Origin of the sequence: Vampirovibrio sp. (assembly GCF_041737375.1) — a bacterium.
Taxonomy (GTDB): Bacteria; Cyanobacteriota; Vampirovibrionia; order Vampirovibrionales; family Vampirovibrionaceae; genus Vampirovibrio.
In genome coordinates this window covers 1-25586 of record NZ_JBGSRV010000008.1, presented here as the reverse complement: position 1 = coordinate 25586, position 25586 = coordinate 1, and the positions used below count along the sequence as shown (strand labels likewise).

Genomic DNA, 25586 nt, shown 5'->3' with positions numbered 1-25586 from the left:
GCCTAAAAACCGCTAAACGCAGGCTTTATATTCAGCTCAAACCTAACTCGGAACCTCGACTCCACCAACCGGAATTGCCAGACAAGCGCTAAAAACCGGGGATCAACTATAGCCTACCAATGAAAGCGGATTGAGTCAATTTCTATTCTCAAAGTCGCCTGAACGGGCTTTTGTAAAACCAGAACACCTAGCGCAACGTGAAAAATCGAACCAGTCGGATGAGTTTTTCCGGCACACTGAGGGGCAAACCCAATTTTCGCTTCAGCTGCAATCGAAACAACCGGGTTCTTCGACGTAGAGGCACTGGGTAATCACGGGTTTTTAAAAAGGCTTCCAGTTTTTCATAATGATCGATGCGGCTTTGTCCATCCACCGCCAACGACTGAATTTGGCCCGCCTGCGACATGGGCAAACGTTGATAAACCTGGGGCACCGCATCAAAATAAGTCACCCAGTCCAGCGAGACCATGGCCCACTGATGCCACAGGGCCGCCCCTCCCAATCTGGTGTCAAACAGACCGGTTCGCTCAAAGCAGCTTTTTCGCAAAATAACACCAGATGAAGGCATCAAATTTTCTTTCAGCAGTTCAGAAAAAAGACTGCGGGCAGGATAAAAAAGAGAGCGGGCAGGCAGACCACCATTTTTTTTAGGTGGCATATATTTTTCATAGGGAACGCCATTGGCATCAATGCATTGCACCCGGCAAAAAATCAGGCCCAGTTGATGGGCCAATACAAATTGGGTGACATAATCCTGAAGCACCTGAGTGGCGCTAAGCGCATCAGAAGCCGAAATCAACCACAGCAGCTCCCCTTTGGCTTGCTCCAGCCCATGATTATAACTGGCCAGCTTGCCCACCGACTGAGACTGGGGCAGATAACGAACCCGAGAATCGGCCAAGCTCAGCGCCTGCGTGATGCGGGGTGTCTCATCGGTGGAGGCGTCATCCAGAATCAGAATCTCAAAGTCGATAAAGTTCTGATCCAGAATTGAACAGACGCATTGCTGAAGATAACGCCCCTCGTTGGCGCAATAAACCAGAAAAGACACAACAGGCTGCAAGGACATCATCTGGAATGGCCTCCCAAAAACCCTACGGATTGGGCTTTTAGTGTAGGGCAAACCCGTGCCTTTTCCAATGCCTGACCCGGCAAGTGCTGAGGGTGGTTTCAAAAGAGTCGTTTCAAATGTGACAAAATATTAAACGCCTCTGCTGAAAGGCACGTTATGGGCTTCAGCATTCTTTTACAGATAACGCTCACACTTTCTGAACCAATGAACTCACCCTATGGATGGCCTATGAACATTGCTCAAGCAGTCATTTTGAATCATGTTATAGCACCGGCCAGAAAAGCGGGCTCACCGGGGGCAGGCAATTTGCGGGCTTTATCCACCCCCGTGTTTGGCAACGCAAAAACACAAATCACCAATCCGTTTAGCTTGCTCTTTGGGAAAATTCACCAGTGGTTTACCCGTTTTTCTGAAACAGCATTGGGAAAGCGCATTGTTCAATGGCTGAAAAAATTAAACAGTTTTTTGCAAGCCCCTAAAAAAGAGCCGCCCAAGCCCGCCCCGCCCACCCCGTCAACACCGCCCACCCCTAGCGCCCCACCCATGCCAGCGCCTCCCACACGGCCAAGCCAACCACCCGAAACGGGCCCGGCCAAACCGGTAGGGGAACCAACTACGGCATCCACACCAACGCAAGAGCCGGTTGCGCCGGTGCATGAAGCGCCACCTGAGCCTAGCCCCAGTGCGATGGTTCTACCACAACCCATAATAACAACTTACGAAGAACTGCTCTCCAAATCCAAAGCGCTGTTGAGAGCGCAGAAGGGGGTTGATTACGACAGGTTGTCGTTGCCTGCCCTCTCCGAAAAACACCTGACCTTTCAGGAGATCGAAAAGCAGCTTATTCATCAGGAAGTACGCTTGTGGAATGAGAAGGCCCGGCTCAAGGCTTTAAAATTTGATCACCGGGAAACCCTGAAAGCAGCAAGCTCTCGCTACAAACGGCTGAACAAGCAACTCACCGAGCAGCCAGAAAGCGGAAACGCCCTGCGGCCAGGAGTTGAAGCCCTCATGAGGCGTGAACTTCAGGATCAAAAATCACGGATTATAGCGCTCAAAAAAGTAGTGGCCGTTTTGGATCGTAACCTGACCAGCTACGAAACCGCCTACCAAAATATGGAACAACAGCTCCACAAGCTAACGCTTGAAATCGAGCGAATCAAACCGTGGATTGAGGTTAAAACCATGCTTCAAGAACTTCAGCCCTTACCCAGCACCCTGCACTAGACGCTTTTAGTGGGGCAAGTGGCAGGCTGGATAATTGGCAGCAGCCATAAACCCGTTAAGCCATCACCGGGTTTAGCTCGCTTAAATAAGATTGCAGGCTACGCACCCCAAACCGGGATTGTTGCCGGGATTCAATGCCTTCCGCCAAAGCCTTAGCCCCGCCAATGGTGGTGACTAATGGCACCTGAAATTCCAGCGCCGCCTTGCGGATATAAGAATCATCCAGCATGGCTTCTTCCCCAATGGGGGTGTTAATAATCAGGCTAATGGCGCCTTGCTGGATTAACTCTTCCACATTGGGAGAGCCTTCATGCTTTTTCTTCAGCGTTTCAACCGATAGCCCGGCATCCCGGAAAAACTGGGCGGTGCCTGCCGTGGCGGTCAGCTGAAAGCCCAACTGGCACAAGTGCTGAGCCACCGGCAGGGTTTTGGCTTTATCGCTATTATTAACGCTAATAAACACACTGCCCGACAGCGGCAACTTGTTGTTGGCCGCCAACTGGGCTTTAGCAAAGGCAATGGCAAAGGTGTCATCAATGCCCATCACCTCGCCGGTGCTTTTCATTTCCGGCCCCAACTTGGGATCGCTGCCCTTGAACTTGTTAAAGGGAAATACCGGCACCTTCACCGCAACATGCGTGGGCTGCACCTTGGGCAACAAGTTTTTCACAGCGGACAACGGCTCGCCCAGCATCAAGCGGGTGGCCATCTGAATCAGCGGAATGCCGGTGGCCTTGCACACAAACGGCACCGTTCGGCTGGCTCTGGGGTTTACTTCCAATACATACAACTGGCCGTCTTTCAGAGCGAACTGAATATTCAGCAAGCCCCGAATTTTAAGGGCCACCGCCAGCCGGTGGGTGGTTTCCTCAATTTCGTCCAGCATTGGGGTAGAAATGGTTTGAGAGGGCCACACACAAGCGCTATCGCCACTATGCACACCGGCATGCTCAATGTGTTGCAGTACGGCAGCCACCAGGGTTTCCGAGCCATCAGAGACAGCGTCTACATCCACCTCCATGGCCTCTTCCAAAAAGCGCTCCACCAGCACCGGATAATCCGGCTCCACATGCACCACCTCATTCAGGTAGCGCACCAGCCGCTCTTCACTGTAAAAAATTTGCATGGCCCGACCACCCAAAATATAACTGGGACGGGCAATCAACGGATAACCAATGCGGCGGCTGATGGCCAGCGCATCCGCCACCGAGCGTGCGGTTCCCGATTCCGGCGAACGCAAGTTCAACTGGGCCAACACCTGGCCAAAGCGTTGGCGATCCTCGGCCAAATCAATGCTGTCCACGCTGGTGCCCAGCAAATGATAGCCCGCATCTTCCATGGGTTTGGCCAACTTTAAGGGGGTTTGGCCGCCCAGTTGGGCAATCACGCCCAACGGTTTTTCCTGGTTGAGGATATTCAACACTGTATCCGGTGTGAGCGGCTCAAAGTACAGCCGATCGCTAATGTCATAGTCGGTAGAAACGGTTTCCGGGTTGGAGTTCACCATAATGGCCTCATAACCCAGCGATTGCAAGGCCATGGCCGAGTGAACACAGCAATAATCAAACTCAATGCCCTGCCCAATGCGGTTGGGGCCTCCGCCAATAATAACCACCCGTTTTTTGTGGGGGTCACCCGCCTTGGCTTCGTTTTCGGTGCTATGGCTGGTGGAGTAATAATAGGGGGTAAATGCTTCAAACTCCCCGGCGCAAGTATCCACGGCATTAAACACGGGCTGGGTGCGCAGCGCCGCCAGTTGCTGGCCCAAAGCCGGGGAAATTCTGGGCAAAACCGACTGAATCTGGCTGGCCGAGAAGCCTTGTCGAGCGGCTTTTTTCAACAAAGCTTCCGGCAAGGCGGCCCCTTTGTGCTGCTGAATCAGGCGCTCGGTGTCCACCAATTCCCGGAAATTTTCCAGAAACCAGGGGTCCCAACCCGTAATGCGGGCAATTTCCGCAATGGGCATTTGCTGGCGCAGGGCATGATAAATCCAGCGAATGCGGCGCTCTTCAGGACGTTTTAAAAGATCTTTCAATTCATCCAGACTGTGGCTTTCCGGTTCTGGCTCAAAGGTAAAGCCTTCCAGTCCAATTTCCAGACTGCGCAGCGCCTTTTGCACCGATTCCTGAAAGGTGCGGCCAATGGCCATCACTTCGCCCACCGATTTCATTTGGGGAGACAGATCGGTTTGAGAGCCGGGGAATTTTTCAAAGGAAAAGCGGGGAATTTTGGTGACCACATAATCCAGCGCCGGTTCAAAGCTGGCCGGGGTGGTTTGGGTAATGTCGTTGGTAATTTCATCCAGGGTTAAGCCAATGGCCAACTTGGCGGATATTTTGGCAATGGGAATGCCCGTGGCCTTACTCACCAGCGCTGAGCTTCTGGAAACCCGTGGGTTCATTTCAATCACCACCACCCGGCCTGTTTCCGGGTGAACGGCAAACTGAATATTACAACCGCCCGCATCCACTCCCACGGCCCGGATAATATCGATAGAAGCGTTTCGAAGGGTATGGTACTCCTTATCGGAGAGTGTTTGGGCCGGGGCCACCGTAATGCTGTCGCCGGTATGAACCCCCATGGGGTCCACATTTTCCACGCTACACACAATCACCACGTTATCCCGGCTATCGCGCATCAGCTCAAATTCATATTCTTTCCAGCCCAGGGCGCTTTCTTCCAACAGCAACTGTTTAACCGGGGAAGCCTGAATGCCCTTTTCCGCCGCCTTTCGCAAGCCGGATTCATCATAAACCACCGCCCCCCCGGAGCCACCCAGCGTAAAGCCGGTTCGGATAATCAGCGGAAAGCCCAGCGTTTTGCCCTTTACCATAGCGTCTTCCACCGAATGAACGGTATGAGAGGCCAACACTTCCAACCCGATGGTTTCTACCAGTTGCTTGAACGCTTCCCGGTCCTCGGCGGTATGAATGGCCTTGAAATTCGCCCCAATCAGTTCCACGCCGTATTGATCCAGGGTGCCATCGTTATATAAGGCGTAAGCGGTGTTTAAGGCCGTTTGGCCACCCATGGTGGGCAAAATAGCGCAGGGACGTTCTTTCTCGATAATAGCGGCCACCATTTCTGGGGTAATGGGTTCAATGTAGGTTTGATCGGCCATGTCTGGATCGGTCATGATGGTAGCCGGGTTGGAATTAACCAGAATGACCTGATACCCCGCCTGCTTGAGGGCACGGCAGGCTTGTGATCCTGAATAATCAAACTCGCAAGCCTGACCAATGATGATGGGACCAGCGCCAATAATCAGGATTTTTTTCAGGTCAGTTCTTTGCGGCATGGGAAAAAGCTCTCCAGACTTGGGTGCGTAAAATAAGGGGCATGCTTGAGTGACTGCAGTCAGTCCAGAGTGGATGGAATGCTTCACCAGCACCGTAACAAATTTATCCAGCGATTCCCGCCACTCAGTTGGTCAAATTCTATCTTCCTGTAATAATGTTCCACAAGCAATTTGTAATACTTTGTCACCGAAGCCAGCGCTGCTATTCGGTTACTGTAAGCTTTTTCACCAGCTCAGGGTTTGTAGCGTCAAACCCGTTCCGATTTTTCAGTCAATCCGTCTGTGTGAGGTTCCCATGTCAGAGCTTGCCAACTCATCCTCTCAGCCCCCTGCGACCCCTACCACCGTATCCGCCCGCTTAATGCTGGAAGATGGCAGTGTTTACGAGGGCCAGTGCATTGGTGTTTCTGGCACCACCTTTGGGGAGCTGGTTTTTAATACCTCTGCCACCGGTTATCAGGAAATCCTCACCGATCCCAGCTACCGGGGACAAATTGTGCTGATGACCCACCCCGAAATTGGCAACTATGGCATCAACTCCGGGGATTTTGAATCCGCCCGGATTAACGCCATTGGCTTTGTGGTAAGCCGATTAAGCCCATTCACCAGCTCTTGGCGCTCCGAGTTTTCCCTGCAGGAGTTTTTGGTAAAAAACCAGATTGTGGGCATTGAAGGGGTGGATACTCGGGCCATTACCCGAAAAATCCGGGAAAAGGGCAGCATGAAGGCGGGCATTACCACTCAGGCCCTTTCCAATGCGGACTTTTTAAAACAGGTTCAAGCCCAACCGGGGTTTGATGAACTGGATATGATTAGCCAGGTGACTACCCCGGCACCCTATGTGATTAAAACGGAATCTCCCGTGTGTGCGCTGCGGGTTCAAACACTGGTGGTGATGGACTATGGCATTAAGGCCAGTATTTTGCACTACCTGCAACAGTATGTGGAAGAACTGGTGGTATTGCCCGCCCACAGTAATTTTGAGCAAATCATGAGCCATCAGCCGCTGGGAGTTTTACTGTCCAATGGCCCCGGTGATCCTGCCGTGTTGCATGAGGCCGTGAAAACCGCCCAGCAATTGGTGGAAAGTGGGGTGCCCACCTTCGGCATCTGTCTGGGGCATCAAATTTTGGGCATTGCCTGCGGGGCCAAGGTTTCCAAAATGCGATTTGGCCACCATGGCGGTAATCACCCGGTTAAAGATCTGGAGCTGGATAAGGTGTTTATCACCAGTCAAAATCACGGCTATTGCGTAGAATTTGACCAGTTTCCCACTGACCGGCTGGCCGTAACCCACATTAACCTGAACGATCAATCCATCGAGGGCTTCCGCCATCTTCACGCCCCGGTCATGAGTGTGCAATTTCACCCGGAAGCCAGCCCCGGCCCGCATGATGCAAACTATATTTTTGAGCGCTTTATGCGAACTGCCGTGGAAAGCGCCTATTTACCAGCCTAAAAGCAAAAACCATCGGCTTATAATCCCAACACGTCTTTTACTTTGTTTTTTGCTTGATTGATTTTCGCTTTCAACTTATTTTCACCGGCCTTGGGGGTTTCTTTTCCGGCCTGCTGGGCAGATTCCACTTTTTGAGGAGTGGCTTGGCCCGCTGCCGAGGCGGAAGGCTGAGGTTTTAAAGCCGCTCCCGCAGGGGTGGGGTGATCGGGCATAACCACGGTAACCGAACCATCGGCTAACAGTTTGACATCGCTTTGGGGCAAGAACGCTTTGTAGTTCAGCAATGAAAGCTGAAACAGGTTGCCCGGATTTTGATCGATGACCTGAATTTGGGTATTAATCATTCCCAATTTGCCAAACCGGGTACTGCCCCCTTCCAGATAAACCCGGTTAGGCCCGGATTGCCTAGGCAGGGTTTGAAAATCGGGTTCTGTGCCTGCAAAGCGCAGGCTAATCAACTGGGGGGTTACTGTAATATCAGCAATACGACCATCCACCCGAGGGGGCGGAAACAAGCCAAAGGGCTTTACTCGCATTAAATTCCCGCTAATCGTAAGGTGACGATTGGCGGGCAGGGTGAGTAGTTTTTGCAGGTTAAAGGGTTTGAATTCAATCAGCCAGGTGGCCGGAATCACCCCAAACACATTCAGCTTGTTGACGGCAATCACCAAGGTATTGGTGGGGCGATCCACAGAAAGGCGGGTATCCATTTCAAATGGAATCCACAGAAATAAATATTTCAGGCTACCATTTAGCCGCACTAAATTTTGGGGGCCAGCTTGCTGAATGCCCACGGTTAAATCCCGTAAATTGGAGCCAGGATAGTTGAAAACGCTTTCGTTAAACATGCCTTGCAGGGTTTGTGGACTAATTTGCACCGTGGCATTGCGAACCCGAACCATAAAGCCATTCAGCGTATCAAAATTCACCAGAGATTGCTGACCCATCGGCACAGCGGTTGCGGTAAGCCGAGGGGTGTTAATGCAAATTTGCCGGGACCAGCAAAAGCGAACGTTTTGCATCAGCAAATCGGTACCGCTACCGGTGGCCGGTTGTTCGCCCGATTTCAAGAACTGGCTCAAGGCTTGCTCAGACTGAGCTTCAATGCGCTTATTGGCCTGACTTTGGGCCACAATAATTCCGGTTTCAATGGCCACCAGTAATAATAAAATAACAATCAACGCAATGAGGGCTGGCTTTTTTTTTGACGCCATAGGCTGGCCCGGTTTAGCACCGGCTGGGCGGTTGACGTTAATAGGATCTTTTTCAAGCACCATAAAACGATTCCTCTCTGTTTTTACAGAGTGTAGCAAGCGAACCTGCCCGGTTCTATCGCTCAGGTTGCCCAAATATGAAAGCAATACACTACCTCATGGGCTTAAGCCATGAGGAAAACATCTTTTCAGGCGGGAGAAGCCAATGTTTCCGGGGGGCCGTTGTGGTCTAGGGGCAAACGGCTGACGATGCTTTGAAACTTGCCATTGGGCGCTCGTCGAATATGGTCAACCTCTTCCACCACAATCTTCATGCGTTCCGATGTGTTTTCTCGGGCATTGCGAATCAGTTCAGCCCGATCATGCTCTGTAAAACCAGAAGCAGCCACCACTTTAATAATCAGGCAATCCCTGTTGTCCTGATAAAGCTGGCCTTCCAACACGTTTTCCACCCCATGAAAAATATGGTTGGCCGCCGAAATCCGGTAGCCTTCCGGGGTCAAAATATAATCGCAAGAGCGCCCATCGATGGATGCCACCGTACGAAAATGACTACCACAGTCACAAGACTGCTCGGGGTTCGCCTTTACCAAATCTCCGGTTTTATAGCGAATCAAAGGCATTACCTCGTTAAAAAGGTGCGTCCCCACAATTTCAAAATTCTGGCCCATGGGGGATAACTCCACCAGCGAGTAATCTTCCTGAATGTGGTAAGTCCCCTTGGGGCAATGGCCAATGGCCGCCACCCGCTCGGCCTGCCCGTACCAATCGTACACACGGGTTTGAAAGGTTTCCTCAATAAATTGCCTGACCCCAGGCGATAAGGTTTCAGAAGAGGTAAACACCGCATCAAAGCGATAACTGATTTTATGCTGCCGAAAATATTTGGCCAGCGCATAAGCGTTAGAAGGATACGAAGACAGAATTTGAGGCTGAAAGGCCATTATTTTTTGCAGGTAGGCCTCAAAGGTATTTTCATTCAAGTGAAAGCCACACATCAGCAATTCCTGATTGGCCGGATTAAACCGCCAGAAAGGCGGTTTTGACTGACTCATGGGAACAACCACTTCTCCACGCAGGGTAATGCGACGCTTGCCGCCTTGATCGCCCCCTGTTTTCCATTGCCGCCATACGGCCGCATTCTCAAAGTTAATGGAATTGAAACTGCGAATAAACTGGGCGGGACTTCCGGTAGTGCCGCTGGTTTTAGCCACTTTGCACAAAAAATTACGCTTCTTGACCGATACCAGCTTATCAAAGTTTGCCACCACCAATTCTTTGGTGAGGTAGGGCAGTTTTGTCAAATCGGCTGCGGTTTGAATCGCTTCCGGCTTCAGCTTTAAATCCGAAAACAAATCTCGATAGTAAGGAATATCACGATAGGCCGCACCAACCATACGCTTTAGGTGCTGGTTTTGAAAAGCCTGAAGGGCCTGAGGCGAAAAAGCCGCTGTTTGTTGAAGAAGGCGGGAATAACGATCGAAACACAACCCGTAGCGATACCAATGTTTAACCCAGTACTCCAGTCCAAACAGTTTGCGTTGATCCAGATCCAACGGCATACCCAAAAGCTCCTTATTATTTTATTGCTGCTATTCAACAGCCAAAACACAGCGTTTACTGACCTGAGATTCTTGCCGATATATTCGTGAGCCGTCCTTCAATGCTAAAGTGCCTATAAAGCTGAAAAAATAGACTATTTAATTAAACTGAAGCATTCTACTAATTACAATTATCCATGTAGGGTCGCTCATTTAGTCGGGCAGAGTATTGACAGAAACAGTTGAGGATAAAAAGGTTCGCTTAAGCATCGTGGGAAGTCCCAGTCTCAAACGCTTTGATGGAAATAGCGGTATCTCCGTATAATTTGCGGGTAAATCCAACCAGTTCCGGGTCTCGGGTTCCGTGCTCTACAATAATAACACCACCCGGTTTTAACCATCCATTGTTATAACAAAGCGTAACCAGTTCGGGAAGTGCTTTAAATCCATAGGGCGGGTCCATAAACACAAAATCAAATGGCTCTTGGCGACACTGTTTCTTCATCAGCCCTTGGGCATCGCAAGGCACTACCTTCACTTCGGCTTCAGTCAGCCCAATGTGCGCGAAATTTTTACGAATCACCCGGCATTGATCAGTATCCATTTCAATAGCCAAAACAAAAGCAGCCCCTCGGCTTAAGGCCTCCAAGCTCATAATGCCTGAACCGGCAAATAAATCCAGAAACCGGCACCCCGGCAACTGCATCTGAAACTTGTTAAACAGGCTTTCCCTCATCAAAGACGTGGTTGGGCGAATTTGCTTGCTGCGAGGCGGAGAGTCGACACTGCGCCCCCGATACTTGCCACTGGATACTCGAATCATTTTTAAAAACCTGAAGCGTCAATCACAATACAATTTACAGTCACAATACAGTTTAAAAGAAGGCAAACAAATCCAGCCAACCGGCGGCTTGCGCAATCAGTAAGCCACCGCCCAATATAAACACCAAAGCGCTTAACTTGGTAATAACGGTTCCCACTTGTCGAAACAGAGCCATTTGCTTGATTAAGCCGGTAAACAAGCCCACCACCAACAACAACATGGATTGCCCAAAAGCGTAACTGAACAAGCTGGCCCCGCCCAGCGCCCAGTTTTTCTCTCGGCTGATAAAGCCCAGAATAGCCGTTAAAAAGGGCGTACCACACGGAGAAGAGGCAGCCCCAAAGGCTGCCCCTAGCGCAATAGGCGCTAGCCACCGGCCGGAGCTGCTGTCGGGCAAGCGGGTCACAAATTGAGGCAGGGGCAATTGAATGACTTCCAGCAATTGCAGACCCATGACAATGGCCAGCCCTCCCAAAAAGTAATACCAGCCCGAACCCACCAAAGCGGCCATGGCGGTGCCTAACAGGCTGGCCACAATGCCCAGTGCGGTCATTACCAGGGCAAAGCCGGTCATAAACAAAAGGATCTGCCTTAAAATAGCCAGCTTACTGGTTTCCGTGTAGCCGCCCACATAGCCCACCAGCACAGGCAACATGCCCACCGTACAGGGCAACAGGGAACTCATCACCCCGCCCGCAAAAGCCAAAACCAGCACCATGTAAGAATGGCTGTTTAACAAACTCAAAAATGTGGACTGTAAATCAGGCATGGGGATTCAGATAAAAATCTTCAGGGTGGGGTGTGACTTATTTTTTGACCTTTTTTGAGGAAGGAGGAGCCGCTACCGGCTGAGATTCCAGTTGACGCAGGGCCGCCGCAAGCGATTCTGGCTTTTGGTAGTTGTACAGTACATTCTGAATTTCGCCTTGGGGGCTAATAAAAACCAGCAACGGCACAGAAACCGGCTTAAAGGTACGCATAATGGCCGGGTACTTTTTTTGTTCTTCCAGCACATCAATTTTGCGGTAATACACATTGGCGTGTTTGGGCATCAAGCCCGATAGAACCGGCGTCATTCGCTGACAATCGTGACAAAAACGAGAGGTAAAAGCAATCAGGGCGGGCCTCCCCATTGCCTCAGGCAGGGCTGCTCTCACTTCAGCAGGTGTGGCCCGACGCAAGCCCATAAAAAACGAATCGCTCAAGCGAGTTTGATGACTGGCTTCTGCCACCTCCCCCCGTTGAAAGCTCCCTTTGCTCACCTGAAAGACCACGACCAGCATCACCGTAAATAAAAAGACGGCAATCAGGCGAACTTTGCTTTGGTGAGCGGAGAGACGGGAAGACATGGGGAAAACCTCTTGATTGGGATTTCATGATTGATATTAGAGCATTAGAGGTGGCTTCTCAAGTACACCGATTACGCGGGCAAAAAATCAGCCATGAAATCTATTGACGCCAGACCTTGTTTTAAGGGGATCAAATAATGTTTTTTAAAAAATAAAATTATTTAGATCGGGCTGAGCTTGGACTGTTTACGCCTTTTGAAAGTTTCTTATATTTTATTATTTACATATTTAGCCATTACCCGTTAGAATAGATTTATATTCATAAAACTCAATATGATTCAATTGCATTAATTCCATTTTATTAAATAAACAAGTTAAGATATATTAAAAAGTATGGTTAGCTAAAAGGGGTCCATTTACAAGTCATTTGGATTGTCAAGAGAGGTGTGGAAAATAGTAACAATTTAGGGCGGAAAGGATTCGCATGTCAAACCACGCAAAAAGTGGTAAGATACTGAATCTACGGAAGCAATAGAACAATTATCGAACATTTACATCACGTTACATTTATCACTCTAACTAGCACAAAAACTGATTGAATCTTTTTTAAGCAGCTGAAGGGTCAAATCAATAAAGGGCTCAATCAGAAACAGTTAGTTGCAGACAGTGCCAGTCAAGGCTTGTCTGGGAGGAGGTTTATATGTAACGGTCACATTTTCGGGAGGGAATTGTTTCAAATGGCAACTACTACCGGCACCAAAAAAGAAAAAGCAGTGAAATCTTTTGACGAACTTCTGGAAGAACTGAAAAACAGTCCTTCCGAAAAAACCCGCTACAATGCGGCCCGCATGTTGGGAGAAATGGGCGATATGGCAGCTGTTGAGCCGCTAATCGACGTTCTCAAAAACGACAAGAACGGTTCCGTTCGTCTCTACGCAGCCCGCGCTTTGGGTGAACTGGGTGATATCAGCGCTACCATTCCATTGATCGAGTCTCTTCGTGAAGACCGTAACGTGGATGTTCGCGTTCGTGCCGCTCGTGCCCTGGGTCGTCTCGGTGGCGTGGAAGTCGTTCTCCCATTGGTGGAAGCCCTCAGTGATAGCAACAGCCAGGTTTGCATGACCGCCGCTGATGCCCTGATTGAGATTGGCGACATCGCTGTAACGCCGTTAATTGAAAGTCTCTCACACGAAAAAGTGAATGTTCGTTGCGATGCAACCCGCGCCCTGGGCGAACTGGGTGATGCCTCCGCAGTGGACGCACTGATTAGTGTTTTGACTGATGAGTGGGTCAACGTTCGCATCTACGCAGTACAATCTCTCGGCAAACTGGGCGACAAACGTGCTGTATCTCACCTGATTGACGTTCTGGAAAACGACGCTGAAAATGATCTGGTTCGTGCTGGCGCTGGCGCCGCTCTGGGAATGCTGAAAGATCCCAAAGCATTGCTGCCTCTGCGTAACCTGATTATGAAAGCTGAAGAGCTAGGCGAAATCGAAGATACCGCATTAAAAGCCTACAAAATGATTATGGCTGCCAACTGGAAAACAGTACCGGGCGCTAGCTACAAAAAAGCGACCGCTGCCCAGAAATAGGCCAAAATCAAGGCTCTCCCGTATTGTTACCGTAGAGTACAACCCTTAAAAAGCCCCCTCTTTTACCAGCGGGGGCTTTTTATATTCAATTTTTATTAATTCACTTGCACATAACCTCTTTTTGATTTGAAATAAGAGTTCAATGACTAACATCGCGTTCCAGCCAGCCACAACCACTGAAAAAAACGAGTCGGGAAAACTTCCCCGGCTGCTTGTGGTGTTGCCTGCTTACAATGAGGGAGCGGCGCTTTGTGGGTTAAGCGCCTTGTTTGCTCAGGCCATTCAGCGCTACCCGTTTCAAATCATTGTGGTGGATGACGGAAGCACCGATGATTCCATGCGATTGTTGGAAGAGGCGCAGATTCCCCACCTTGATATCGTGCGACATACTTACAATAAGGGCTTGGGGAAAGCCATTAAAACCGGCTTTTCAATTGCACTGGCCAGAGCGGAAGCGAACGATATGATTGTAGTGATGGATTCCGATGGCACCCACAGTCCTTACCTGATTGAGCGGATGGCCGGATTGATTCAATGTGGTGGTGGCCTCCCGATATCGCTACGGCTCTCAAGTGGTTGGATTGGACTGGTTCCGTACTTTACTCAGTCATGGCTCCAGCTGGATTTTTCGAACCACCGCCCCCATTTTCAACATCAAGGATTATACCTGCGGCTTCAGACTGTACCGCACCAGCATTCTCCAAAAAGCGTTTGACACATATGGAGAGCGATTTATCACCGAAACCGGTTTTGCCTGTATGGCCGAAATTATTATCAAGCTCAACAAACTGGGCGCCCTATTTTGCGAAGTTCCCATGATTTTGCGTTACGACCAAAAAGTCAGCACCTCCAAAATCAAGATTGCGCGCACCGTGGTTCGCTCTTTAAATCTGGTTCGGCGTAGCGCGACAGGCGCGTACGATCAGGGTTAACGATGGGCGATTTCTGGCTCAACGGGTTTGAAGGCATTCTATTCACCGCCATTCTCTATCTGGCAGGCTTTGCCGTATCGTTAATACTGGGCGGGCAAGCCGTTCAATCTTTCCGGCTGGGCAAGCCAAGCCGGTGGGCGTGGCTGCTTTTACTCATCGGGTTGATTTTAAGGCTGAGCTGGATTGTGGGAACCCAACCCGATCCCATCAGTGACTACGCCGTTTATTGGAACCACGCCGAACCCATTGCGGGTGGAGATTTCGCCTTCAACAACATCGACAAGCATCCGGGCATTATTGTATTGCTGGCATTTTGCAGAGCGGTGTTTGGCAGCGCTTATTGGCCAGTGTGGACCTTAAACCTGGTGCTGAGCGGACTGATCATGGTTTTAATCTACTTGCTGGGCCAGCGGCTGTTTAGCCGGAGCGTGGGCCTCATAGCCTTGGCACTGAGTGCGTTTCAGCCTCAATTAATCAGCTACTCCGCCTTATTTGCCTCTGAGCTGCCCACCCTTTATTTTTACCTCCTGCTCAGCTGGCTCATTCTGGAGTCCCGTCAACCTAAACTGCCAAACTGGCTGCACTGGGCAGGTCTGGGAGTGGTGCTTTATACCGCCGTTTTAACCCGATCAACCGCCTTGGTTTTTGGCATGCTGGCGGTGCTTACCGTGCTATTTTTCCGCCGGGATGATTGGAAAGCCAATGTAAAGGGCTTGGCCGTATTTGGGGTGACAGCAAGCCTCCTCTTATCCTCGTGGGTCTATCATCAATATTTATTGACTGGAAAAGCACAACTGTTTTGGGGCGGAGAAATCTGGCTGGTGGCCACCACGCATTACGAAACCGAAAGCCGGTTGGTCAAACCTGAAAATATTCCGGGCTTAAGAGAACGCATTGATAAAGCCACTACAGGCAAAACAGGCCCCCAGAAACGAATGGCCGAACTGAATGAAGACAAGGCCTGGGCCATGGCCATTATTGGCCAAAACCCGTTGCGTTATTTTTTAGCAGGCCCGGTGCGCCTTCGTCATATTTTATGGACCACCTCGGAAACCGGCATCCGGGATACCCAATGGGGCTCCTCCCGCTTGCGGAACCTGCCGGAAAAAACCGTGACCCGCTTGGCGGAAATCTCCAAACAACTGTGGAGAGTGACCTTGATTTTGGGAATTTCCGGCGCTTTATGGGCCGTGGTGGACTGGAAGCGAAACCATAAACGCAGTCAGGAAGGACTGTTAATACTGGGCGGTTTTTTAATGGTTTGGCTTGGATTTCACTATCTGATGGCCGTGGCCAGTGATCGCTGGGCTTTACAGATTATTCCTTTTACCCTGTTGTTTGCGGCGCTCAGCATTATCAATCTCTGGAAGCGCTTGTTTCCATCCCCCAAATCCGATTCCCCTTTATACTAGATTCAGATCCCAACCCATTCGAAGTGAGTTCAAGCCTTTTTAACAGGGTTGAAGGCTCTGCGAAACTTTTTACCTATCCGTTGAGTAATGAATCCATGCTGAAGATTGTCCCTCATGCCATGATACTGGCGCTCACCCTCAACGCTTTTACCCCGTGGGCGACCGCTCAGGAGGCGCCTGTTTCCGCTGCCACTCAGGAGATTGCGGGGGAAGCCTCGCCCAAGGGGGTGGAAATTCGCCCGATTGAACTGCGGGCCTCTGTGTTTAAAACCAACCATTATCCGGTGGATCTGGCAGCGGTTTTAAAACTGGTGCAGGAACAAAACCTGATGATTGCCCAAAGCCAAAAGGGCGCCGAAATTTTCCAAAGCCGGTATCGCCAGCAACAAGCCGCTTTATTGCCGAACATCACAGGCACTTACTCTCAAAACCGGCAAGGGGGACAACAAGGTTTTATCTCCGGTTCTTCCGGTGGTTTTATCGCCGCCAATGGCGCTGGCGGAAGAACCAGCGGGGGTGGTGGAGGTGGAGGTGGAGGCGGGCGCACCAACCGCCAGTCTTTCACTCAGGTTCAGCTCAGCGCCTCATGGACGCTTCATCCGGGGGGGCGCAATATTTATCAAATTCTGGCCGCCAAACGGCGCCAGCTTTCCTCCAGTTTTACGCTGAAGGAAACCTATCAGGAGCAGCTGTCTCAGGCCGCTCAGGAGTATTACAAACTGCTGGCCGCCTACGAGCAAAAAGGGGTGGTTCTTCGCAACCTGGAAAATGCGGTGGAGCAAGTAAAAATCAATCAAACCAAAGTGCAAATCGGCAAAGGCATTCCGCTGGATTTATCTCAGGCCAAAACCACTTACGCCCAACAGCAAAGCGCCCTCATTCAGGCAGAAGCCACCATTTTACAAGCCGAGCAAGGGCTGATTAACCGCCTGAACTTGGAGCCGACCATTCATTTAATTCCCAGCGGCACCGATGCCCAGCAAAAAGCGCTGGTGGCGGAAGTGGTTTCCATGGAGCAGCTTTTAAAGCGGGCCTCTGAAACCAACCCCACCTTAAAAGTGGTGGAAGAAGAACTGAAAGCGCTGGATTATGATTACAAAATGACCCGGTCGGATCTGATTCCCTCCATTACCTTGCAAACTTCGGCCCGAGCCAATGGCAGCGAGCTGGATAACCTGCAACGCAGTACCTCTGGCGGCATTTCGGTAACCGCCAACCTGCTACAAAACATGGGCCTGCAAATTCCCTTGCAAATGCGGGAAAAAAAGCAGTTGATTGAACAAAAAAAGCTGGCCCAGCAAATGGTGGTTCGCAACATTGAAAGCCAGGTCAGCATTGCCTTTTTAAACAGTGAAAACTATGAAAGCGCCATTGAGGCCGCCCGACAAGCGGTGGATTCCGCTCAGGAAAGTTACGATTTGGCCTCAGGCCGGTTTAAAGCGGGCTATGGCATTAATCTGGATGTATTGGCCGCCCAAACCAATCTGGCCAGCGCCCAAAGTAATCTGGTGCAGGCCGTTTTAAATTACAATCAGTCTCAAATCCAGTTGGTGCAGGCCATGGGCCTGATTACCCCCGAAGCGATTTTACAAGGTATCCAATGGCAAGGAAGCAGCGCGAATGCCCACACCTCCAGCAAACTCTGATGCGACAAAAACCGTATCCCGCCGAAGCTTTTGGCCCCTCATCATCGGGGTGGCCCTGCTGATCCTGATACTGGGCGCCAGTGCCTATTTTTTAACCCCCAAAGCAGAAAAGCCCACGGTGGTTACAGAACCCGTCACTCGGGGCGACATTCGCAAGGTAGTAGCGGCCACCGGCAAGGTGGTGCCTAACTTTGAGGTGGAAATCAAAGCCAAAGGCAGTGGCAAAATTTTAAAACTGCCTTATGACGTGAGCGATTATGTACCCCAAGGGGCTTTACTGGCCCAGCTCGACCCCATTGACGAGAACCGGGCCGTTCAGCAGGTGCAAGCGTCCGTGGCCGGACTGGACAGCCGAACCGCTGAAACCCGGGTCAACTTGCAAGTGGCCCGCCAAACCCTGCAAACCGATATCGCCAGAGCCAAAGCGGATATTCAGGCGGCGCAGGCCCGGGAAACTGACGCCCAGACCAAGGCCAATCGATTGTCGGTGCTGGTTAAAAATCGCTACATTAGCCAGGAGGAATACGAAACCGGCCTGACCACGGTCGCCCAAGCCAAAACCGATTTTCAAAACGCCAAAATTCGCTTGCAAGAACTGCAAACCCAAAATTATGGGCTAGGCGCCCAAGCCGAACAGGTTGAAAACGCCGCAGCCCAGGCACAAGCCCAGCGAGTGGCTTTGGCCAGCTCGCAGCAACGCCTCTCAGAAACCCGAATTTACGCGCCCATCGCCGGAGTGGTCACCACCCGACTGGGGCAGATTGGCCAGATTGTATCCTCCGGCATTAGCAACGTGGGCGGTGGAACGGCCATTATGACGCTGGCCGATCTCTCACATATTTATGTGTTGGCCTCGGTGGATGAAAGCGACATTGGGCAAGTAAAGGTGGGACAAACCGTGGATATCACCGCCGATTCCTTTCCCGGCCAAACCTTTTCCGGCAAAGTGGTGCGTATTTCTCCCAAGGGCATTGTTACCACCAATGTGGTTACCTTTGAAGTGAAAATTGAGGTGCAAGGCGACAATAGCCGCTTATTAATGCCGGAAATGACCGCCAATGTGGAAATTCTGGTGGCCCAGAAAAAGCAGGCGCTGAAAGTGCCCACGGAAGTCATTACGTTGGGGCGCAACGGCGAAAGCATGGTGCGAGTGCTGGGCAAAGACGGCGAGATTCAGCGCCGCCCGGTCGTAACCGGCTTAAGCAACGGCACTGACACTGAAATCATCAACGGCCTGAGCGAACAGGAGGCCATTGTGTCCACCCAGGGCAGTGAACGCAGCAAGTGGCGCAAAACTGGCGAAACCAGCGGCAATAATCGCCGGGGCCAAATGATGATGATGCGTAGCGTGGGCGGCGGTGGGGGTCGCCGATGATTCGCACCCAGAACATCCAGAAATCTTATGTGATTGGCGAAGAACGGGTAAAAGTGCTGCATGGGGTGGATTTAGAAATTCAACCCGGAGAAATGGTAGCCCTCACCGGCTCTTCCGGCAGCGGAAAATCCACGCTCATGAATATTCTGGGCTGTCTGGACAAACCGGATGAAGGGGCCTATTTTTTGGCCGGAGAGGATGTGGCCCAGTTGTCTGAAGACGAGCTGGCCGTCATTCGGAACCAGCGCATTGGCTTTGTGTTTCAAACCTTCAACCTGTTGCCCCGCATGAGCGCGTTGGAAAACGTGGGCTTGCCCCTGATGTACGCTGGAGAAACCAACCCTCAAGCCAAAGCCCGAGAAGCCTTAACCACCGTAGGGCTGGCCAGCCGGGTGGATCATGAACCCAACCAGCTTTCGGGCGGACAACGACAACGGGTGGCCATTGCCCGAGCCATTATCAACAACCCCGCCATTATTCTGGCCGATGAACCCACCGGAAATCTGGACAGCCAAACCGGGCTGGAGGTGATGGACCTATTCACGGAACTCAACCGGCAGGGACGCACCATTATTATTGTGACCCATGAGCCGGAAATTGCCGCCTACTGCCATCGCCAAATCAAAATGAAAGACGGACGCTTGCTTGAAGACAACCGCCTCCTTGAAAACGTTCAGCCTGCCGGAAACGGACCCTTGTAAGCATGCTGTTTTTGACCATTCTGAAAGTATCGCTGAAAAGCCTTTCCGCCAATAAATTAAGAACGCTGCTGTCCATGTTGGGCATTATTATTGGGGTGGGGGCGGTTATTTCCATGCTGGCTTTGGGAACCGGGGCTCAAAAGCAGGTGCTTTCCCAAATACAGGCCATGGGAACCGATATGCTGATTGTGCGTCCGGGGCAAAAGGGCTTTCGGGGGGTGGCTCAAGGGAATCAGGATAACCTGACCCTTCAGGATGCGGAATCGCTGATGAAACGACTGCCTGCCGTCAGCCAGATTGCCCCGGTGGTAAGTGGCAGTGTGCAAATCAAATACTTCAGCCAAAACGTGCGATCCACCATGACCGGCACTGCCATTACCTACTTTCAGATTCGTAACTTTGAGGTGGAAAAAGGACGGTCCTTTACAGAGTCGGAAACCGAAGCGCATGCCCGTGTGGCGGTGATTGGCCCCCTAACGGCGGAAAACCTGTTTGGACAGAGCGATCCGCTGGAAAAAACCATTAAATTGAATGGCGTTAACTTTAAAGTGGTGGGCATTTTAAAATCCAAGGGCGATCAAGGCTGGTTCAACCCGGATGATCAGGTGTTGATTCCATATACCACCGCCATGGCCCAGGTTTTAGGGGTTGAGTTTTTGCGGGAAATTGATCTGCAAATTACCCCCGGCCAAGATATTAACGCCGCTCAGGAGCAGGCCACCCAAATCCTGCGCCAAAACCACCGCACCCAGCCGGGAGAAGAGGACTCCTTTAACATTCGCAATCAGGCGGAAACCATTGAAACGGCCTCTAACTTCAGCCGCATTTTCACCATTTTGCTGGGCGGTATTGCCAGTATTTCCCTGCTGGTGGGCGGCATTGGCATTATGAATATTATGCTGGTGACAGTCACCGAGCGCACTCGGGAAATTGGGGTGCGTAAAGCCATAGGGGCCAAAAAACAGGATATTTTGCTTCAGTTTTTAATGGAATCTATTTTACTGAGCTGCACTGGCGGCTTCATCGGGGTGTTGGTGGGCGTGGTTTTAGCGCTGGTGATTGGACAATTCACCCAGTTTCCAGCCATTATTGAACCGCTTAGCGTGATTCTGGCCTTTTCATTCGCGGGCGGAGTCGGTGTGTTTTTTGGATTTTACCCAGCCCAGAAAGCGGCCAGTCTCAATCCGATAGAAGCCCTGCGTTACGAGTAAGCAAGCGCTTCAGAATGAGGGGCTAAGAAAATTTACCCCCAGTTTGAATAACCGCCCCAAGCTGCCGGTTGAGGCCCACCCGCAAAGGGTTGGCTGGCAACAGGCAGGGCCAATGGGCTGACGACTGGCGTTGGCGTTGGTGCCAGTTGCGGAGCCTTTGATTGGCTCTGCGTGTTTTTAATTTTTTTCTCAGTGAGATTGAAGTTGAAAAACTGAACCGCTGACAACGTGGAAATGGGGATTCCCAAATCGTTGAGGGCAAACTTGGCATTTTTCAGGCCCAACAATTTTTTGCGTACGGGGGTATCGTGCTTAAATTTGGTTAAAATGTCCTCGTAGGAAAGATCGAGCAGCTTGGCATTGATCGTTTTGGTATCGCCGCCCAACACTTTTTTACAGGTATTCAGGGCATTGCCTTGAATGAGCTGTTGATAGCCTTTGCGCCAAAGCGGTGTTGTGAGCCGGGAGGCAAAAAAGAACCAGAAAATGGCATTCGCCGACTGCACCACCCGTTCCCGCCGCTCATTTCCGCTACGAGCCCCATGCACCCACCCCAAATAAGCGGGCAGGCCCCAAAACATTAAAGTGGCCGTTCTGCCGTTTACCTGATTGCCTTTAAGATCAAAGGCTTTAAAAAATTGCTGAAACGCTTTCTCGCCTTGCCCGGTGGAAAGTTGCTTCAGGAGTTTACTTTCGAGGTTTTTGCCAATGCTTTTTCCAAGGTGCTTGGCCATCAATCCAAACCCGGCAAGGGAGGCTACTCCCAAGCCTGCCCCGGCGCCTAAAATTTTAAGGGCGGTGTTGCGCTGATAGGCCATTTCCTCATCCAGAGTTCGCTTGGGCCGGTTGACCTTGACCCCATCAGGTCCTATCCCCTCAAAACCAATCATCGATTCAAAGTTGGTGGAGTGGGTGCGTTTCATGGTGAGCCAGTTGCGGGCAAAAGGGGCCGCCCAAAAAGCCGCCGCAAAGGGAAAAAAGAAGCCAAAAGAAGCGCTCATGCGAGCCATTTGAGCTGGCAACGGCTTTAAGTTTTTTTCAGCCAGCTTGGGCAGTACCGTTTTAAATTCCCCGCCCAGATACTGCATGGTTTTATATTCCGAAAGATCGGCCAGTTTGCTCACCGGGTAGCGCACCAATGGCGGCAACACCAGCGAAGACAACAGGGTAATACCGGAATTGGAAAGCTCCAGAGTGGCCGTATCCCAACGCTCTTTCCAGGTGCGGGACAAAGCGATTTTGGGGATATTAAAGGCCGCCACATCCTTCAGCAGCAGCTCAGCCAGCGGGCGTTTTTCCAACTGGGAAAGGGCTTGAGTTAGTAACGCCTCGCCGGTGCCAAATTGAACCTGCCGGGGTGGCATGGGTGGCTTTGGCTTTTCCATTGGCATTACAGAACTGAGCATATATCCCGATCAGCACATTCATAGTGACCTGGTGTTGACCTGACAGGTCAACTCGAACTCTCTGATTGCTTGTTCCGGTTTTGAGAACAAGCCCAGTGTTAAAGTTCAACGGTTTGTAAGTAAGACAGACCCCAAACGTGGAGAAAACTGATCGGGGTAAAGGTGAACAGAGGAAGCCGATCAGCAGGCGCGAGGGACCCATGTGGGAGTCGCAAACCAAGGTAGGATACTAGCGCAAAGAAAAAAAATCGTCCAGTAAAAAAGATACCCAGTAATAGACTATTCGCCTATTCAATGGACTGGAGCCGATAGTTATCGATTGATACCGCTTTAATTTTCTTAACGTCATGTTAAGGGGCTAATATTCTAGCGGAAGCGCCTCGGTTAAATTATGAGAATTCTCAATTTTAAAAAATTAAACCCTTCTCACCGCTCAAGCGAAATTTTCCTTGCCAAAAGCAGCATCTAACCGATAAAGCCTGAACTGGTCACGCGATTTTCTGGCATAAATAGCGCAGCCAGACAATTGAAGGTTCCTCTGAAAGGTCTATGATCTTCTATAGGCGCTTAAAATGCTTCTGCTCATTGGCCTTCTGGCCCCCTGCTTTGTGGCAGAGCCCTTCGGAAAAACCGGTAGAACAACACCTGACCAGCCAAGCTAAAAGGAAACAGCCTATGAATATTAAAGACATCATGTCGACCCCGGTACTGACCATTGACCAGAACCGACCGGCCACAGAGGCCAATGAATTGATGTGGCGGCATCAGATTCATCATTTGGTGGTCACTCATCTTGATCAGATTGTAGGCATTCTGTCGGATACGGATTTAGGGGGCAATCAGGCAGAGGAAATCCCGGATCGGCTATTGGTGAAAGACGCCATGACCGCACCGGTTACCACCGTTCAAGCCAATACCTTACTGGAAAAAGCCGTAAACCTGATGAGCGGAAACCATTTTCACTCCCTGCCCGTGGTGGACGAGCACCATCAACTCATTGGCATTGTGACGCAAACGGATCTGGAACGACTCAGCAAACGGGGGCGGGCGCAGGGGCCTTTTCAAGGGCAGCAAAAAGGCCAGCAACGAACACTTGGCTCTACCACGCTGGCCAGAAGAGAGGGGCGGGGCGCCAAAAGCAAGCATAGCGCTGGCGGCGATCAGCCCTTGTCTTTATAGCAAGAAGCCGCCCCTGTTCACAAAGGCGGCTTGCAGGCTTTTTACAAGAATATAAGTCTAAAACTTGAACCGGGCAGTCACATCGCTGGTGATGGTGGTTTCTCCTGTTTCCACCGGTGCGGATACATCGGCTTCAGCCTCAGCGCCACGGGATTTCATGGCGTACATGGGCATGGGGCGAGGAAATCCGCCAAACTGGGGACTGCCTTCCAAGGAATGAACACCGGTAAGGGTGATATCTGATGCTTTTGCCATCACATCCGCGTTGCGGCGAGCGTCTTTAACGGCCAGTTCCAGGGCCTGATTGCGAGCCGGGGTGGCGTCATCCAGAAAAAAGCCGAGACTGCCCACATGATTGGCCCCACTGTTTAAAGCGGTATCCACAATTCGGCTGCCATAATCGCCCAAGGCATCGGGCGAAGCGCCGGTTACAGTAACCGTTAAGCCATTGCTGACATTATAGCCAATCACCTTGGGTAGCTTGTCTTTTTCATAATGCTGAAGCGGATATACCGTTAAGCCCTGGGTTTCCATTTTCATGCCAGGAATTGCCAAGCCTTTCAAGGCGGCGATAATGGCCTGGGTTTTGCGGTTATTTTCGGCGCGGGCCATGGGCAATTTATCGCTCTTGGTTTCCACCCGGATATCAACGCTTAAGGAATCAGGGCGAACCTTCACTTCCCCATGCCCCTGAGTGCTGATAATGCCCGGTTTTGGCCCATCATCGGCAAAAACGCCCACAGACATCCCTACGGCCAGTGTAAACGCCAAGGCCAGCGTGGCAATGGATAAAATTCGGTTGGTACGATTCATCATCATGGTTTCTGGTTTCTCCAAACATAATCATCAACAAATAGGTTAGTCTGCTATTATTTCAACTGTTTTTCAGCGCAACGGCAATAGCGCCACCGATTATTCTTAAGCGCTACTTTATGAAAACAAAGAACAGGAACTTGGTTAAAAGTTCCTGTTCAGGTTCGATTACTTTTTTTTGTTTATTTTTGGGCGCCAAACAACTGACTAATCAGGGTTAATAACTGCTGGAACAGTTGCTGAATCCCTTGCACAGCTCCAGTGTTACCGCCAACCGGGGTGGGGGTAGGGGACGGTTTAGGAGCAGGGGTAGGCGTTGGTGTTTTAACCGGGGTCGGCGCAGGGGCGGGGGTTGGCGTTTTAACCGGAGTCGGCGCAGGAGCCAGGGTTGTGGTGGGCTTTTTCCAGCCCGCCAAGCCAGGCAGGAAACTTTTGACTTCCGTGCCGCTCAAAAAGTTATCGTTACCGACCTTGTTGGCAATGGCCTTTAAATGCGCGGATGTCACAGATTGCTTGTACTCACCTGCGACCTGAGCCAGAGAGGTTAAAACCGATGCGTAAACAGAGCCTTTGACCCTGGGGCTATTGGCGACCTGGGTCAGCTCAGCGGCAGAGTAGTTGCCATCCTTGCTGACTTCTTTCAACAGCAGATCAATAATTTTGTAGCTTGGGCTCCCTTGACTTGGCAGCTTGTCCGGCAAGGCTGCTGTAGTCGATTCTCGATAAACAAGGGTTGGAGACACATACGTGTTAACCGGTTTTTTGAGCTTGGTTTCCGGCTTATCGTCTGCGTCGAATAACTCACCGAGCATCCCGGTTGGCGCTACACCATCCGTTAAAACGCCGCCCGCTTTGGACCAAACATCAATATCCAGATAGCTCATTCTCCCTTTCATAGGGGTGAACTGCATTTTATACTCTTGGGTCTGGACCACAATGTTGCCTTTGGTGCGGGTTACACTGGCTCCGTCATCCAGCATTACGGTCTGGCCTTCATTCAATCTCGTAATATCGGCACCCGCAATGTTAGGGTCTTTATAGCCAATTTGTACCGAACCGTCTGGCTTAACCTGAACCGTTCTACCGCCTACGATCAAGCCAACCTCCGTGTTATAAGCCATCTTGTTTGCGCCAGCGGTTATTTTGGATTTCAGGTGAATCCCTTTATCGTGAAGCACGCTATAAATGCCTGGTGTATGAAAGTGATATAGGCCGCCATCGGGATCTTTGATATGAGGGTCCCCAAAAGATCGCGCATGCTCATTCGCCGCAACAGGTGGTTTCGGGGTTGGGGTTGGGGTTGGGGTCGGTGTTGGGGTCGGTATTGGGGTCGGTGTTGGGGTCGGTGTTGGGGTAGGCGTTGGCGTAGGGGTTGGGGTAGGCGTTGGTGTAG

At 50.9% G+C, this 25586-nt stretch carries 21 protein-coding genes; 11 read left to right on the top strand and 10 right to left on the bottom strand.

The annotated features are described in order from the left end of the window. Positions 1 to 187: 187 nt before the first annotated feature. Positions 188 to 1072, bottom strand: a complete 885-nt coding sequence (locus tag ACEW81_RS03825) for a glycosyltransferase family 2 protein (protein WP_373531646.1) — start codon at positions 1070 to 1072, stop codon at positions 188 to 190. Positions 1073 to 1300: 228 nt separating this feature from the next. Between ACEW81_RS03825 and ACEW81_RS03820 the strand changes: the two genes are divergently transcribed. Next, on the top strand, positions 1301 to 2299 hold the full coding sequence (locus tag ACEW81_RS03820; RefSeq protein WP_373531645.1) for a hypothetical protein: 999 nt from the start codon (positions 1301 to 1303) through the stop codon (positions 2297 to 2299). A 55-nt stretch (positions 2300 to 2354) separates the two neighbouring features. On the opposite strand, the gene carB is transcribed toward ACEW81_RS03820, so the two are convergent. After that, positions 2355 to 5597, bottom strand: a complete 3243-nt coding sequence (gene carB / locus ACEW81_RS03815; protein ID WP_373531644.1) for a carbamoyl-phosphate synthase large subunit — start codon at positions 5595 to 5597, stop codon at positions 2355 to 2357. 295 nt (positions 5598 to 5892) lie between these two features. Between carB and carA the strand changes: the two genes are divergently transcribed. Continuing rightward, entirely contained in the window at positions 5893 to 7056 is a 1164-nt protein-coding gene (gene carA / locus ACEW81_RS03810; RefSeq protein WP_373531643.1) for a glutamine-hydrolyzing carbamoyl-phosphate synthase small subunit, read from the top strand. Between the two features lie 17 nt (positions 7057 to 7073). On the opposite strand, the gene ACEW81_RS03805 is transcribed toward carA, so the two are convergent. The 5 genes from ACEW81_RS03805 to ACEW81_RS03785 form a co-directional block, all read right to left on the bottom strand. Next, positions 7074 to 8417: a hypothetical protein gene (locus tag ACEW81_RS03805; protein WP_373531642.1), complete on the bottom strand. Its 1344-nt coding sequence runs from the start codon at positions 8415 to 8417 to the stop codon at positions 7074 to 7076. A gap of 41 nt (positions 8418 to 8458) precedes the next feature. Continuing rightward, a complete protein-coding gene (locus ACEW81_RS03800) occupies positions 8459 to 9832 on the bottom strand; it encodes a phenylacetate--CoA ligase family protein (RefSeq protein WP_373531641.1) in 1374 nt (457 codons plus the stop codon). 241 nt (positions 9833 to 10073) lie between these two features. Further along, positions 10074 to 10634: a 16S rRNA (guanine(966)-N(2))-methyltransferase RsmD gene (gene rsmD / locus ACEW81_RS03795; protein ID WP_373531640.1), complete on the bottom strand. Its 561-nt coding sequence runs from the start codon at positions 10632 to 10634 to the stop codon at positions 10074 to 10076. Positions 10635 to 10686: 52 nt separating this feature from the next. Next, positions 10687 to 11403, bottom strand: coding sequence for a cytochrome c biogenesis CcdA family protein (locus ACEW81_RS03790; RefSeq protein WP_373531639.1), 717 nt, complete (start codon positions 11401 to 11403; stop codon positions 10687 to 10689). Positions 11404 to 11440: 37 nt separating this feature from the next. After that, positions 11441 to 11983 carry a TlpA family protein disulfide reductase gene (locus tag ACEW81_RS03785; protein WP_373531638.1) on the bottom strand — a complete coding sequence of 181 codons (543 nt, stop codon included), beginning with the start codon at positions 11981 to 11983 and terminating at the stop codon, positions 11441 to 11443. 677 nt (positions 11984 to 12660) lie between these two features. On the opposite strand from ACEW81_RS03785, the gene ACEW81_RS03780 reads away from it, so the two are divergent. The 8 genes from ACEW81_RS03780 to ACEW81_RS03745 all read left to right on the top strand — a co-directional run bounded on the left by ACEW81_RS03780 (position 12661) and on the right by ACEW81_RS03745 (position 20795). Beyond that, the gene (locus ACEW81_RS03780) at positions 12661 to 13518 is read left to right on the top strand and encodes a HEAT repeat domain-containing protein (protein ID WP_373531637.1); all 858 of its coding nucleotides are present in this window, start codon (positions 12661 to 12663) and stop codon (positions 13516 to 13518) included. A 142-nt stretch (positions 13519 to 13660) separates the two neighbouring features. Then, a complete protein-coding gene (locus tag ACEW81_RS03775; RefSeq protein WP_373531636.1) occupies positions 13661 to 14233 on the top strand; it encodes a glycosyltransferase family 2 protein in 573 nt (190 codons plus the stop codon). A gap of 43 nt (positions 14234 to 14276) precedes the next feature. Then, positions 14277 to 14450 (top strand): hypothetical protein, encoded by a 174-nt coding sequence (locus tag ACEW81_RS03770; protein WP_373531635.1) that lies wholly within the window; start codon positions 14277 to 14279, stop codon positions 14448 to 14450. A gap of 2 nt (positions 14451 to 14452) precedes the next feature. Next, the gene (locus tag ACEW81_RS03765; protein WP_373531634.1) at positions 14453 to 15862 is read left to right on the top strand and encodes an ArnT family glycosyltransferase; all 1410 of its coding nucleotides are present in this window, start codon (positions 14453 to 14455) and stop codon (positions 15860 to 15862) included. Positions 15863 to 15957: 95 nt separating this feature from the next. After that, complete coding sequence (locus ACEW81_RS03760) at positions 15958 to 17508, top strand: TolC family protein (protein ID WP_373531633.1); 1551 nt, start codon at positions 15958 to 15960, stop codon at positions 17506 to 17508. Further along, the gene (locus tag ACEW81_RS03755) at positions 17483 to 18883 is read left to right on the top strand and encodes an efflux RND transporter periplasmic adaptor subunit (protein ID WP_373531632.1); all 1401 of its coding nucleotides are present in this window, start codon (positions 17483 to 17485) and stop codon (positions 18881 to 18883) included. Before ACEW81_RS03760 ends, ACEW81_RS03755 begins: the two co-directional genes overlap by 26 nt. After that, positions 18880 to 19584, top strand: coding sequence for an ABC transporter ATP-binding protein (locus ACEW81_RS03750; RefSeq protein ID WP_373531631.1), 705 nt, complete (start codon positions 18880 to 18882; stop codon positions 19582 to 19584). Before ACEW81_RS03755 ends, ACEW81_RS03750 begins: the two co-directional genes overlap by 4 nt. A gap of 2 nt (positions 19585 to 19586) precedes the next feature. Next, on the top strand, positions 19587 to 20795 hold the full coding sequence (locus ACEW81_RS03745) for an ABC transporter permease (RefSeq protein ID WP_373531630.1): 1209 nt from the start codon (positions 19587 to 19589) through the stop codon (positions 20793 to 20795). Positions 20796 to 20827: 32 nt separating this feature from the next. Here the strand turns inward: ACEW81_RS03745 and ACEW81_RS03740 are convergent, their stop codons facing one another. Further along, on the bottom strand, positions 20828 to 22201 hold the full coding sequence (locus ACEW81_RS03740) for a hypothetical protein (RefSeq protein ID WP_373531629.1): 1374 nt from the start codon (positions 22199 to 22201) through the stop codon (positions 20828 to 20830). A gap of 675 nt (positions 22202 to 22876) precedes the next feature. Between ACEW81_RS03740 and ACEW81_RS03735 the strand changes: the two genes are divergently transcribed. Next, positions 22877 to 23380, top strand: coding sequence for a CBS domain-containing protein (locus tag ACEW81_RS03735; protein ID WP_373531628.1), 504 nt, complete (start codon positions 22877 to 22879; stop codon positions 23378 to 23380). Between the two features lie 57 nt (positions 23381 to 23437). Here ACEW81_RS03735 and ACEW81_RS03730 read toward each other — a convergent pair whose 3' ends face one another. Together ACEW81_RS03730 and ACEW81_RS03725 are read right to left on the bottom strand one after the other, a co-directional pair. Next, entirely contained in the window at positions 23438 to 24199 is a 762-nt protein-coding gene (locus tag ACEW81_RS03730) for an SIMPL domain-containing protein (protein ID WP_373531627.1), read from the bottom strand. Positions 24200 to 24375: 176 nt separating this feature from the next. Beyond that, positions 24376 to 25371 (bottom strand): hypothetical protein, encoded by a 996-nt coding sequence (locus tag ACEW81_RS03725; protein ID WP_373531626.1) that lies wholly within the window; start codon positions 25369 to 25371, stop codon positions 24376 to 24378. Positions 25372 to 25586: the final 215 nt, after the last annotated feature.

Coding starts and splice junctions, on each gene's coding strand:
- carB (WP_373531644.1), bottom strand. CDS start 5,597: ATGCCGCAAAGAACTGACCTGAAAAAAATCCTGATTATTGGCGCTGGT.
- ACEW81_RS03775 (WP_373531636.1), top strand. CDS start 13,661: ATGACTAACATCGCGTTCCAGCCAGCCACAACCACTGAAAAAAACGAG.
- ACEW81_RS03745 (WP_373531630.1), top strand. CDS start 19,587: ATGCTGTTTTTGACCATTCTGAAAGTATCGCTGAAAAGCCTTTCCGCC.
- ACEW81_RS03735 (WP_373531628.1), top strand. CDS start 22,877: ATGAATATTAAAGACATCATGTCGACCCCGGTACTGACCATTGACCAG.
- ACEW81_RS03785 (WP_373531638.1), bottom strand. CDS start 11,983: ATGTCTTCCCGTCTCTCCGCTCACCAAAGCAAAGTTCGCCTGATTGCC.
- ACEW81_RS03765 (WP_373531634.1), top strand. CDS start 14,453: ATGGGCGATTTCTGGCTCAACGGGTTTGAAGGCATTCTATTCACCGCC.
- ACEW81_RS03750 (WP_373531631.1), top strand. CDS start 18,880: ATGATTCGCACCCAGAACATCCAGAAATCTTATGTGATTGGCGAAGAA.
- ACEW81_RS03770 (WP_373531635.1), top strand. CDS start 14,277: ATGGCCGAAATTATTATCAAGCTCAACAAACTGGGCGCCCTATTTTGC.
- ACEW81_RS03800 (WP_373531641.1), bottom strand. CDS start 9,832: ATGCCGTTGGATCTGGATCAACGCAAACTGTTTGGACTGGAGTACTGG.
- ACEW81_RS03760 (WP_373531633.1), top strand. CDS start 15,958: ATGCTGAAGATTGTCCCTCATGCCATGATACTGGCGCTCACCCTCAAC.
- ACEW81_RS03740 (WP_373531629.1), bottom strand. CDS start 22,201: ATGCTCAGTTCTGTAATGCCAATGGAAAAGCCAAAGCCACCCATGCCA.
- ACEW81_RS03790 (WP_373531639.1), bottom strand. CDS start 11,403: ATGCCTGATTTACAGTCCACATTTTTGAGTTTGTTAAACAGCCATTCT.
- ACEW81_RS03825 (WP_373531646.1), bottom strand. CDS start 1,072: ATGATGTCCTTGCAGCCTGTTGTGTCTTTTCTGGTTTATTGCGCCAAC.
- ACEW81_RS03730 (WP_373531627.1), bottom strand. CDS start 24,199: ATGATGATGAATCGTACCAACCGAATTTTATCCATTGCCACGCTGGCC.
- carA (WP_373531643.1), top strand. CDS start 5,893: ATGTCAGAGCTTGCCAACTCATCCTCTCAGCCCCCTGCGACCCCTACC.
- ACEW81_RS03780 (WP_373531637.1), top strand. CDS start 12,661: ATGGCAACTACTACCGGCACCAAAAAAGAAAAAGCAGTGAAATCTTTT.
- ACEW81_RS03820 (WP_373531645.1), top strand. CDS start 1,301: ATGAACATTGCTCAAGCAGTCATTTTGAATCATGTTATAGCACCGGCC.
- rsmD (WP_373531640.1), bottom strand. CDS start 10,634: ATGATTCGAGTATCCAGTGGCAAGTATCGGGGGCGCAGTGTCGACTCT.
- ACEW81_RS03755 (WP_373531632.1), top strand. CDS start 17,483: ATGCCCACACCTCCAGCAAACTCTGATGCGACAAAAACCGTATCCCGC.